This is a genomic window from Pantoea sp. GW821-FHT03E06 (genome assembly GCF_059420725.1).
The window spans coordinates 2,808,868-2,820,998 of the sequence record NZ_JBWKUG010000001.1; the positions used below are offsets into that span (position 1 = coordinate 2,808,868).

The 12,131-nt window shown below is 53.9% G+C and carries 10 protein-coding genes; 3 read left to right on the forward strand and 7 right to left on the reverse strand.

What is annotated here, in order from left to right; genetic code table 11:
• Window positions 1-131: 131 nt before the first annotated feature.
• Together alkB and apbE are read right to left on the reverse strand one after the other, a co-directional pair.
• Window positions 132-773: a DNA oxidative demethylase AlkB gene (gene alkB, locus AC07WB_RS13120; protein WP_097096616.1), complete on the reverse strand. Its 642-nt coding sequence runs from the start codon at window positions 771-773 to the stop codon at window positions 132-134.
• A gap of 14 nt (window positions 774-787) precedes the next feature.
• Window positions 788-1,825, reverse strand: coding sequence for an FAD:protein FMN transferase ApbE (apbE, locus tag AC07WB_RS13125; protein WP_494940644.1), 1,038 nt, complete (start codon window positions 1,823-1,825; stop codon window positions 788-790).
• A gap of 402 nt (window positions 1,826-2,227) precedes the next feature.
• On the opposite strand from apbE, the gene AC07WB_RS13130 reads away from it, so the two are divergent.
• Window positions 2,228-2,380 carry a hypothetical protein gene (locus AC07WB_RS13130; RefSeq protein WP_345828932.1) on the forward strand — a complete coding sequence of 51 codons (153 nt, stop codon included), beginning with the start codon at window positions 2,228-2,230 and terminating at the stop codon, window positions 2,378-2,380.
• A gap of 6 nt (window positions 2,381-2,386) precedes the next feature.
• Here the strand turns inward: AC07WB_RS13130 and AC07WB_RS13135 are convergent, their stop codons facing one another.
• A complete protein-coding gene (locus AC07WB_RS13135) occupies window positions 2,387-2,842 on the reverse strand; it encodes a nuclear transport factor 2 family protein (protein ID WP_097096614.1) in 456 nt (151 codons plus the stop codon).
• Window positions 2,843-2,935: 93 nt separating this feature from the next.
• On the opposite strand from AC07WB_RS13135, the gene AC07WB_RS13140 reads away from it, so the two are divergent.
• Window positions 2,936-3,499 (forward strand): TetR/AcrR family transcriptional regulator, encoded by a 564-nt coding sequence (locus AC07WB_RS13140; RefSeq protein WP_345828928.1) that lies wholly within the window; start codon window positions 2,936-2,938, stop codon window positions 3,497-3,499.
• 23 nt (window positions 3,500-3,522) lie between these two features.
• On the opposite strand, the gene ompC is transcribed toward AC07WB_RS13140, so the two are convergent.
• The 4 genes from ompC to AC07WB_RS13160 all read right to left on the reverse strand — a co-directional run bounded on the left by ompC (window position 3,523) and on the right by AC07WB_RS13160 (window position 10,405).
• Window positions 3,523-4,632 carry a porin OmpC gene (gene ompC / locus AC07WB_RS13145; RefSeq protein ID WP_345828927.1) on the reverse strand — a complete coding sequence of 370 codons (1,110 nt, stop codon included), beginning with the start codon at window positions 4,630-4,632 and terminating at the stop codon, window positions 3,523-3,525.
• 596 nt (window positions 4,633-5,228) lie between these two features.
• The gene (locus AC07WB_RS13150) at window positions 5,229-6,398 is read right to left on the reverse strand and encodes a beta-barrel domain-containing protein (protein ID WP_097096611.1); all 1,170 of its coding nucleotides are present in this window, start codon (window positions 6,396-6,398) and stop codon (window positions 5,229-5,231) included.
• Window positions 6,395-8,527, reverse strand: a complete 2,133-nt coding sequence (locus tag AC07WB_RS13155) for a type I secretion system permease/ATPase (RefSeq protein WP_494940645.1) — start codon at window positions 8,525-8,527, stop codon at window positions 6,395-6,397. The genes AC07WB_RS13150 and AC07WB_RS13155 overlap by 4 nt, the downstream gene beginning before the upstream one ends.
• 72 nt (window positions 8,528-8,599) lie before the next feature.
• On the reverse strand, window positions 8,600-10,405 hold the full coding sequence (locus AC07WB_RS13160) for an Ig-like domain-containing protein (RefSeq protein WP_494940646.1): 1,806 nt from the start codon (window positions 10,403-10,405) through the stop codon (window positions 8,600-8,602).
• 562 nt (window positions 10,406-10,967) lie between these two features.
• Between AC07WB_RS13160 and AC07WB_RS13165 the strand changes: the two genes are divergently transcribed.
• Window positions 10,968-12,122: an MFS transporter gene (locus AC07WB_RS13165; RefSeq protein WP_097096608.1), complete on the forward strand. Its 1,155-nt coding sequence runs from the start codon at window positions 10,968-10,970 to the stop codon at window positions 12,120-12,122.
• Window positions 12,123-12,131: the final 9 nt, after the last annotated feature.

Below are 12,131 nucleotides of genomic sequence, written 5' to 3' on the forward strand. Positions count from 1 at the left end.
TTTAATGTCGCCCCCGCTGATAGCAAGAATAATTCTCATCCCGTATTTCCCTTAGCAAAACGCTTTTCATCGCACCTTTACAGCGGCGCGATTTATCGCGCAATAAATTGCGCCGCGACAAAAATAAAAGTCTAAAACGCACGGCGGAATGTGAGGTTGTAGCGGAAAGCACCCGCCTGCGGATGAATGCCCGGTTTAAGTGGCAGAATGCCGTGATAACGCAGGCGTGAAGGGCCACCCCACACCACGATATCGCCATGTTCCAGCAGTACGCGTTGCGTGGCGTCACCACGCTCAAAGCCGCCGAACTGAAACACCGCTGGCAAACCCAGCGAAACAGAGACGATCGGTTGGCGCAGATCCTTCTCATCTTTATCCTGGTGTAGCGTCAATTTGGCACCAGGCTCATAGCGGTTAATCAAGCAGGCGTCGGGATTGAAAGCGGCAAAACCGGCTTCTTCTGCCGTCTGCTGCGCCAGTTCGCGGAACAGCGCAGGCATCGGCGGCCACAGATGCCCGCTGCTGGCATCCTGTTCGGTATATTGGTAGCCGCGCGAATCGGTTGACCAGCCAAAATTGCCGCAGTTTGTCATCGCCACCGACATACGATGGCCGCCAGGCGTAATGCGATGAGCAAACGGATTTTGCCCGGCAATGTGGTGAATCGCCGCCAGCAACGCGTCGGCACTGTCGCGTGCACGACGCCGCAGAATCACGGCACCCTCGGCCAGCGGCTCTTGCCACGGGGCTTCGTCGCTAAATAAATCCAACATTTACGCCTCCTTTACTACTGCGATTTCTGATCGATCAGGAAGGATTTGAACTGTGGCGACATCCAGTGCGTAAAGCCATCGCCCTGTTTGCTAATCAAATAGACTGCCAGATGCTCTTTAAGCGCCAGCGCCTGGGCGCGCTCGCTGCCAAGCACCATTAAGCCAGTATCCCAGCCGTCCGCTTCCAGTGCGGTGGTCGCTATCACGGTTGCTGAAACCAGCTTGTGCTCTATCGGCCTGCCTGTTGCGGGATCGATGACGTGCGAAATGCGTTTGCCGTCCAGTTCATAATAGTTGCGATAGCTGCCTGAGGTACTGATGCCGTGCCCCTGCAGATCGACACGTGCTTCCACCGCATTTTCACGATCGGTTGGTTTCTGAATGGCCACGCGCCACGGTTGCTGGTTAGCGTTAACGCCACGACTCAGCACCGCGCCCCCTACCGAAACCAGATAGTTGGTAATGCCCTGCTGCTCCATCAGACGTGCCAGATGATCGGTGGCATAGCCCTCGCCCATGGTGGAGAGATCCACGTACAGGCCGGGCAGATCTTTCTGCAGCCATTGTCCCTCAACGCCCTGAATTACGTGCAGATGCTGCAAACCGGTGAGCGCTTTAGCCGCAGCGATTTCGGCCTCCGTCGGCGTGTGCGCCGGTTGCTTCGTTGGGCCGAAACCCCACAAATTAACCAGCGGACCAACGGTGATGTCCATTGCTCCTCCGGTCATTTTGCCAATACGCAGCGCCATGGTGACAATGTCCGCCATATCGCTGCTTACCGCCTGCGGTGCGCTGCCCTGATACTGATTGAAGCGTGACAAGACCGAATCGTGTTTCCACGTCGATAATTCTCCGTCATCGCGATCCAACTGCTGCTGAATCAATTGCTGCAATGCAGCATGACGTGATGACGCCACGCCCGCTACGCTGACGCGCCAGACCGTGCCCATGGTTTTACCTTCCAGCACCATTGCTGGCTGGCTATCATTTTTTTCACAACCGCTCAGGGCAAAAGCCACCAGCCCTATCAGCAGAATATTCTGAAAATGCATCTCTTCCTCATCTATTAACTGTTGCTACAGCCGGTTACAAAGCATAAATCGCTTGTAAATCCATCTAAAGCTGCTTGATGTTCGCTGAACCCTAAGACAGGATAACGCGTTCCTGCACCGTTTTTACCTACAGGAGCTAAGATGGTTTATTTCATTATTGCAGTGACCACTGGACTGTTTATTTTCGGCAGCTACAGATGCTGGGAACGCTATCGCCACCGTCTGATTCAACATTATCCTTCACGCAGACGTTAAATTTTTGCACCAGAAAATCCCCCTTCTGCACCGCTTCAGCGCCGGCGCAGTGTAGCAAAGTGCTGACGCTGCGCGTGGCGCTGCGAGCGGTGGTCTGGCATGAATTCTGCATCGTTGAGGATGAGTTGAACATCAGCGAGGTGCAGAATGGAAAAGAGCAAAACGCAAAACAGTAAATGGCAGCATTGGCTGAGTTTCTCGGCCTTTACGTTGGCGGGCGTGGCAATGGAAGGCAGTATGGCCACCACGCCGCCACTACAACCGGCACCTAAAGCAAAAAAATGGCGCGGGATGCAGTAATCTTCTTCATAGCCCCAGTTCACTTAAGCCCGGATGCGCGTCCGGGCGCGTTCCAGCAGGCCAGTGGAACAGACGATCCTCTGCGGCGATGGGGAGATCATTGATACAAGCGAAGCGCTGAATCATCAAGCCATCGGCACCAAAGTGCCAGTTCTCATTGCCATAGCTGCGGAACCAGTTGCCGCTGTCATCATGCCATTCATAGGCAAATCGCACCGCCAGCTTATCGTTGTGCCACGCCCACAGCTCTTTGATCAGCCGGTAATCCAACTCTTTTACCCATTTACGTTGCAGAAATGTCACGACTTCCGCACGTCCATTGACGAATTCACTGCGATTACGCCAGCGCGTATCTTCACTGTAAACCAATGAAACCCGCTGAGCGTCGCAGCTGTTCCACGCATCTTCCGCCATGCGGACTTTCTTTAACGCCGTTTCCTGATTAAACGGTGGCACCAACATATTTTCTCTCCTGAACATGTAGACAGGTCTGTCTACTTGATTCATCCTGCCGGATGTAGACAATTCTGTCTACATGTTTGAACAGGATTAGTTATGCTTGAACCTCTGATATTTGATGCCGCAGCCTCTGCCCGCGATCGCATCTTGTTGTGCGCACAACAATTGTTTTACCAGCAGGGTATTCGCGCTACGGGTGTGGATAGAGTGATCGCGGAGGCCGGCGTGACGAAAGTGACTTTCTATCGTCATTTTCCGGCAAAAAATATGCTGGTTTTAGCGTTTTTACAGCAGCGCCATCAGCGTTGGATGGCGGCATTTCGCGCTGCACTGAATCAGCACGTTACGCTGGACGATGCCCTGCCCGCGGCACTTCTGAGTTGGTTTAACGATGCCGATTTTCGCGGCTGCGCCTTTATTAACACAGCGGCGGAATTAGGCAGCAGCTTAGCTGAAGCCAGCGAACTGATTCGCCAGCATAAGCACGAGATGGCGCAGGCAATCAAAGAAAAGCTGGCGCCCGAGCAGCAGATGAAAACGGCGCAGATTGTGTTGCTGGTTGAAGGTGCCATTGTACAGGTGCAGATTGGGGAAGAGGCAAAACAGATAGTTGAGATATTGCGAGGCGCGCTAAGCGCACTGCTGAAAACGGGAGCGTGACGCGCTGTCACGCTCCATCACGATTAGAACTGGTAAACCAGGCCTACCGCTACGACGTCATCGGTATTGATACCGGCGGCATCGGTGAAGTTATTGTCATCCAGCAGGTTGATTTGGTAATCAACATAGGTCGACATGTTTTTGTTGAAGTAGTAGGTCGCGCCCACATCAACATATTTTTTCAGGTTCTGGCTGCCGTACCCTTCGATATCGGAACCGCGAGAAGACACGAAGGCCAGTGAAGGACGCAGGCCGAAGTCGAACTGGTACTGCGCCACCAATTCCCAGTTATCCGCGGTATTCGCGTAACCGTAAGCGGTTGCGCTGCTTGAACCAAAGCGCGTGGCATTGTACGAACGGCTGTACATCGCGGCCAGGTAGATGTTGTTGGCGTCATACTTCAGCGCGCCGCTATAAGCTTCGGCTTTATCACCACGGCCCAGAATACCTGGCGCATTGCCATTCTGATTATTGGTGCGGTCAGACTGGAACATTGCCGCACCGATACCGAAACCGGAACCCAGATCATAGGTGGTGCTCAGACCGTAGCCGTCGCCATTTTCGCCCAGCACATCACGGCCGGATGAGGATTCGGTAGGGTTGTCGTTTTTGCCTTGATACTGAACCGCGAAGTTCCAGCCATCCACCAAACCGAAGAAGTTGGTATTACGATAGGTGGCAAGACCGTTGCTACGCTGGAACAGGAAATTGTCCGCACCGTAGGTATCGCCGCCGAACTCTGGCAGTACGTCAGTCCAGGCGCCCAGGTCGTACATCACGCCGTAGTTACGGCCATAATCGAATGAACCTGCATCACCAAATTTCAGACCCGCAAAGCCGACACGGGTGAAGCTGTTAGCGGTACCTTCGCTTTCTGCAGTGTTCAATGCAGCCTGGTATTCCCACTGGCCGTAACCGGTCAGCTGATCGGTCACCTGAGTTTCACCTTTGAAGCCAAAACGCAGGTAAGACTGGTCACCGTCTGAGCCAGAGTTGTCGGAGAAATAGTGCAGACCGTCAACTTTGCCGTAGAGATCTAATTTGTTGCCATCTTTATTGTAAATTTCAGCTGCGCTTGCTGAACCTGCTACCAGCAATGCAGGAATCATCAGGGAGAGAACGCGACGTTTCATTTTATTACCCTCTTTAATGTGCCTTTATTTATGCCACTGCGAACTGAACGATTAAAAATTCAGCCGGCAAGCCATTGTTATTTTATGTTGGGCAATAATCTATCACGAAAATGCTACTAAATTTCCAAAAGTGTTTCAGTGTATTTATTAGTTATTTCAGGATGTAAATTCAGCGGAACTAATAACCAGCACAGATAGGTAAAAAATATAGCACTTAATGACAACAAACATTTTAATCAATTAAAATCAATAAATTACATGAATTACATTTTCGCACTGAATGACAAAAATCATTTTCAGCCAGAGCATACAATTATCCCGCTATCATCATTTATTTCATTATTACCTTCATTCACCCCGAATGATTTGATTTACCCTAATTTCCCGCCGGACATGATTGTCCGGCATTTTTTTGTCTACTCTCCAGCGCCCACCCTTATTTTCTGTAAAGTTAATTATCAGGGTTAAATTAACCCATAAGAGTTAGCGCATTATTTGCCTATTTTCGCACATATTGTTCAATCGATAGCCTAAATGCAGAAATGTTAATTTCCGTGGACAACAAAGATCGCTGGATGAATATACGGCGCTTATTGCTAGCGCTCACGTAACGATTCTTTGGCTTTATTCAGAGGCTTGAGCAAATAATCCATGACGCTTTTCTGACCCGTTTTAATCTCAACATTCGCCACCATGCCCGGCATAATGGCAAATTTACGCCCGTGCTTATTCACTAACTCCGCCTTGTTAGTGCGTACATAGACGCGATAATAAAATTCATCATGCTTGACTTCATCTTGCAGCGTGTCCGGCGATACCGTTTCCACCTCCCCACGGAGATCGCCGTAGATGGCGGCATCAAAGGCGGTGATCTTGACCACCGCAGGCAACCCGGGACGAATGTAGCCAATGTCACGCGGATTGATACGCGTCTCAATCAGCAGCTGATCCTCCAGCGGCACAATCTCCATAAGTTTGCCGCCCGGCTCCAATACGCCGCCAACCGTAGAGACGCGAATATCTTTCACTATGCCTCGCACCGGCGAGAGTAACGTCGTACGTGCAAGGAGATCCTGTTTTCCCGCGGCAACCTGCAGCTGCGCATCCAGTTCACCGTTGTTCTTCACCTGCTCTTCATGCGCGCGCACATAATAGTCGTTACGTGCCTCGTCGATTTTGCCACGCAAATCGCTTACCTGCCGTTGCAGACGGATAACGTCCACCTTCCCGGCCGCGCCGCGAAGCATCAGCGGCTCTGTCAAATTGAGTTCCGCCTGCACCAACGTGAGGGATTGCCGTAGATTGCCAACCGTTTCGACAAAATTTTGCCGGCGAGCCTGATATAGCTGGGTTTCACGCGCGATCAGATCGGGATATTGCTGGATCTCTGCGCTAAAGTTCAGCGGTCGATCGCTGAGCTCGGCCTGTAACCGCTCAGCCGAAGCGCGCAATGTGCGGACGCGCGCAATCGCTTCACCAAAATTGGTTTGAAAGCGCGTGGGATCAAGCGTGGCCAGCACCTGCCCGCGCTGCACGATAGTCCCCTCGTGCACGTTCAGCTGTTTGACGATGCCGCCATCCAGACTCTCGATCATTTGCGCATGGGTTGATGGCGTAACTTTGCCGATGCCTACCGTTACTTCATCCAACACCGCAAAGTGCGCCCACAGCAGAAACAGCAGCAGCGTCAACACGCACAGCCAGATAATGGCCGACGTGCGACGCTCGCGCCGCGCCAGATCTTTATCGACGATCACCATGCTCATGCTGCATCTCCCTTATTCGCCGCGGCGTGGCGCAGAATCTCGTCGCGCGCGCCGTCAGCCACAATGCGTCCGTTATCCATTACCACGATGCGGTCCACCATACGCAGTAAGGCAGGACGATGCGTTACCAACACCAGCGTGCGGCCCGTCACCCATTGTGCCAGCTGCCGAATGACCTGAGCTTCCAGCTGTTCATCCATGGCTGCGGTGGGTTCATCCAGCAGCACCACCTGCGGCTGGCGCAGAATCAACCGGCTAAGCAATACCATTTGCCGTTGACCGCCGGACAATCCCCGTCCCCCTTCGTGAATAATGCGATCGAGGCTGGCAGCATCCTGCTGTATCAACGCCAGCGCGCCGCTAATGCGCAGTGCCTGCAACATCCCCTGCTCGCTGGCATGCGGATTACCGAGCAACAGGTTCTGCCGCAGCGTGCCAAAGAACAGCCTGGAATCCTGCGACAGCCAGCCAAGCTGGCGGCGCAGATCGACCGGATCGATACAGGTGATATCCACGCCATCCACCAACACTTTTCCCTGGCTGGCGCGCGCTTGTCCGGCAAGCATTTTCAGCAGCGTTGATTTGCCCGCGCCGACTTTGCCAAGAATTGCCACGCGCTCGCCAGGCGTAATCTGCAATTGCGGAAGGTTAAGCACACTGTTCCCGCTCTCTTCGTCATAGCGATAGTGCACGTTTTGCAGCTGAAAATGGCCGGTAAGCACCGGGCAATGCGCCAACGTAGCACGGTCGGGCTGATCGAGCGGCTTTTTCAGTAATTCATCCAGCCCTTTCATGGCCGATTTTGCATGCTGCCAGCGCGAGAACACCATGGTGAGCTGCATGAGCGGTGCAATAGTGCGCGCAGAGAGCAAGCTACAGGCCACCAGCGTGCCGGTGGTGATTTGATTATCAAGTACCAGATACACGCCAAATACCAGCATACCGGCATAGGTGAGCTGCTGGACGCTTCCTGACCAACCGGTAAGACGCGCGCCCCACAAGCGTTGCTGGTTGCTGATAGTGGCGCTGACGTCGTGGGTTTGCTCCCACTGGCGCTGAAAATAGGGTTCGGCCTGCAGCGCTTTGATGTCTTCCACCCCTTCAAGGGTTTCCACCAGCACCGCCTGGCGCAGTGCGCTCTCGCGTAGCCCTTCCCGCGCCAGCCGCGCCATGGGGATCTGTACCAGCAACCCCGGAATAACGATCAGCGGAATCGCCAGCAGCGGAATCAACACCAGCCAGCCGCCAATCGATGCCATGATCAATAAAAACAGCAGCACGAATGGCAGATCGGCCGCGGCATTCACCGTGGTGGAGGTCAGCAGTTCGCGTACCTGATCGATCTCGCGCAGCTGGGCAATAAAGGATCCGGTAGAGCGTGGCCGCGCTTCATTACGAATGTTCATGGCACGCGCGAACAGCATGGCTGAAATTTTTAGGTCGATGCGCTTGCCCATCAGATCGGAAACCTGAGTGCGCATCAGGCGGATCAGATATTCAAGCGCAGCCGCCAGCAACACGCCGGTAAACAGCACCCATAGCGTCGGCTGTGACTGCGCGGGAATGACGCGATCGTACACCTGCATCGAAAACAGAATTCCCGCCAGCGCCAGCACGTTGCCTACCAGCGATGCCAGACTGATTTCAGCCATGCGTCGCTTCATGCCGCGAAAATTATGCCAAAACCAGTGTGGCTCATAGGGTTGCACAAACTCATCAATGCGCGCATCTCGCCCGCGCGCCGCCACGCCAATCACGCCGACATTGGCCTGTGCCTGCGCTAACAAATCGCTCAGCAAGGCTGAACGCATCACGTCGCCACCTTCGCTCAGCCAATAGCGTACGCCGCCATCGCGATCTACCTCTTCAATCAAGGCAAGGCTGCCGTTTTCCAGCAGTAGCAACACCGGAACAATTTCCTGACGCCAGCGGAGTTTATCGTGAGGAATCAGCATGAAATGCAATCCCAGTAGTTCAGCCAGACGTGCTAATTGTTGCGCGGGAGCCAGATGTTGAAACCAACGCATCTGCTGATGCAGCGTACTGCCATCCGCTGGTTTGCCGAAACGTGCCGCCACACGCAGCATCGCCGCGATGCCGTTGTCGCTGTTAAAGGGTTGTGCAGTCATCCCTGTGGTCTCATAAGCAATGGAAAGAGGCTGGCAACCGCTAGCTGAGAGCGCTAGCGGTTGGTATGTGGGTTAAACGACTGTCTGCACCGGGTGTTGCTGCTGCAGATGATCGGCGAGGGTATAGCTGCTGTCGCTGGCGTTGTAATGCGTTTCACTGCCGCGGAGGATCGACGCATCGCCATGTTGATCGCTATGGTCGAGGCTGCCTGCACTGACATTCGCGAGCAGCGTGCCTGCCGGCTCACTGCTGGCACTGACAACCGCCTCGTGGCTGTCGATCGTCACCGGCTGCGTTGCCGTCGCCACGTTGCCCGCTTTATCCTGTGCGCTGACCTTCATCTGATAGCTGCCGTCATCAAGGGGAGCGAGCTGACCGGCTAAAATTGTCAGCGACCAATTACCATCGGCTTTTACCGTGGCGCTGTAGCTCTGATCGCCGAGCGTCAAGGTGACTACACTGCCCTGCTCAAGATGAGTGCTGCTGCCCTGAATCAGATGCCAGTTATTAACCTCCACCGCATCCAACACGCCATCACCAAAAGGTTGATTCAGCGTCATTGTCGGCAATTGATGGATAGCAACGTTGAACAGATTCTCGATGATCTGCGTGTCATGGTTGCCGTACTCATCTCCGCGCGTGGCAAGCGCTGATACTTCACCATCCGGCAGCGCCTGTAAATCTGCGGCACTGATGGTCACCGTGCCATCGACCGGCGTGTAGTTTTTACCGTTAATCGTCAATTCCCTGACGCCTTCCAGATAGAAACTGAGATCGTGCTGCGCTTCCTGCTGGTTGAGTGTGGTATCACCACCGATATTGATTTCGTAATAGATGTCGGGCAGCTTGGTTACCACGTTCAGTTCCAGCATCGCGTCGGTGCTGTTGCCTGCACCATCCAGCGCATAAACGCGAACTTCGCCCAGCGCAATAAAACTCGCCACGTCGCTGGCTGGAATGGTGACCTGCCAATGCCCATCGCTGCCAATCTGCGCGTGATAGACTGCATCGCCGCTGCACAGCAACAGTTGCTGGCCCGGCACCACCACGGAGAGATCGCCGCTAAAGGTGAGATCGTTTTGGCTCTCCTCTTTATTGATGACGTTATCGGCTGTCACTTTGTCAAAACTGATGTGCGGCAAGCTGCTGACATGGGTGATCAGCGTGACATCCTGATGTGTGGTAGTGGTCTTGCCATTGGGATCGGTGGCGCTGACTTTTAGGCTATAAACACCATCCTGTAGCCCCTGCAGATCCTGTTCCTGGATTGTGGCCGTCCATTCGCCCTGTCCATTAACGCTACCGGTATAAGTTTTACCGGCTAACGTCAGCGTGACGTGGCTGTTATTCGGCATATGCGTGGCGCTTCCGTGCACGTCCACGCCGTAAATCCCTTCCACAACGTTAACAGCGTTATCACCGCTGATGGGATCGACGGTGAGCATGGGTTTGATGGTTTTATCGACGTAAACCCCAAATTCAACCTGAGTATCGGTGCTGTTACCGGCTTTATCGGTAATGGTGAGCGTCAACGAATAGGCGCCATCAGCCAATCCGTGGAGTACTGATGGCGGCATCGATGCATTCCAGTAGCCCCATTGATTCACCGTGCTGTGCCAGCTTTCACCGTTAAAGGTCAAAGTAACCGTCGCGCCGGGCTCAGATTCAGCGCGTCCGCGCAGGTGAATATTTTTGCCCGCCTCCCATGCGGCAATGATGCCATCCTGGGCTATCGGTTCATAAGGATGCAGCGCTGCGGGCGGCGTGGTATCTATGCTGCGAAGTTGCAGACTTGCTGAGTTATCATCCACCGGATAAAGGCTGACTGCCGATTGTAAAATTGCTGCTAATTGATGTTCGGATTGACGTGAAGACATAGGTAACCTCGTTACAGGGAATGATTTGCCACAGTCATTATGCTTATTAATGTTTTAAGCGGACCGGTGCGCCATACAGGCCGTTAATAAACGGCCCGCTTCGCCTGATGAAAAGGGGTTACCTGCCGGTAACAAGGATGAAATTAAGACACAGCAAATTTTCTCCCAAAGGGGAGAAATAATATCGATCTCGCTCTATTCCGCACCGGGAGCCGATGGGATAGCTAACATATCGGGTTTACGTGGTCGCTGCCTATTGGCGAAAATCCGGAAATGTGCGCTTTGCGACAGCGCCAAAAGAATCGTGTGTCAGCCGCGTGCCGCGCGGTATATCTCATCAGTATACTGCAACAATCAGTAGGGAAAATTTTACTTAAGTCACTCCAGTTTTGCCTGGCACAGCCCAGGAAAGTTCTGGAAAAGCGCGGCGCCTGGTAAAAAATCGGTAATATGCCTGTTTCTGGCGTTGATAACTTGTGATCGGATATCCTCTGATGCGCGGTGCGACGCTGCCTTTAATGCTAAACTTCGTCGCTTTATACGCTAATGAAAAATAACATTTATGACAGCACTGGACGCCGCACAGCAGAATAAATTGCATCATCGTGTCAACCTGGGGACACGTATCGTTTTCCTTATCGCTGGATTGGGCATGTCAGCCTGGGCACCGTTAGTGCCTTTTGCCAGCCAGCGTCTAGCGCTGAGCGGTGCATCGCTTGGTGGCCTGCTGCTGTGCCTGGGCATCGGTTCACTGGCCGCGATGCCGGTTACCGGCGGTCTGATCGCGCGCTTCGGTGGTCGTCGGGTGATGCTCTGTTCCACGCTGGTGGTGCTGGTTGCCCTGCCGCTGCTGGCTACGCTTGATGAAATGTGGCTGATGGCCGCGACTTTAATGGTTTTTGGCGCCGGGCTCGGCATGCTGGATGTCGCCATGAACGTACAGGCCGTTGAAGTGGAAAAAGCGGCGCGTAAACCGATGATGTCCGGCTTTCACGGTTTCTTCAGTCTTGGCGGCATTATTGGCGCGGGTTCCGTCAGCTTACTGCTGGGCAGCGGCCTGACGCCGTTGCAAGCCGTCGGCGTGGTGATGGTGCTCATCGTACTGCTGCTGGTGTGGAGCCTGCCGACGTTAATGAAGGAACGTCTGCATCAGCCCGATCAGCCGTGGCTGGTTATCCCGCGGGGCTGGGTGGCTTTCCTTGGCCTGCTCTGTTTTATCCTGTTTCTTGCCGAGGGTGCCGTACTCGACTGGGGCGCGCTACTGCTGTTGCAGAGCCCTGCTATGAGCCCTGCACATGCTGGCTTGGGCTACGCGGTATTCTCGGTGGCGATGACGATCGGCCGTCTGACGGGCGACAAGGTGATTCAACGCTTTGGCCGCTATCCGGTGATGTTAACCGGCGCATTAGCCGCTGCAGCCGGCATGACGCTGGCGGTTTTACTGCCATGGCCGCAAATTGCCCTTCTGGCATTCCTGCTGGTTGGTTTTGGCCTGGCTAATACGGTACCGATGCTGTTCAATGCCGCGGGGAATCAACACGATATGCCGTCAAATCTGGCGATTTCGGCCATGACAACCTTAGGCTATGCGGGTATTCTTTCAGGTCCGGCTTTAATCGGATTGATATCCCAGTGGATCAGCCTGAGTGGCGCATTTTTACTGATCGCTCTGCTACTGCTGGCCGTTGCGGCCAGTGCCCGACGGGTTGCGCGCTAATTCCATGGT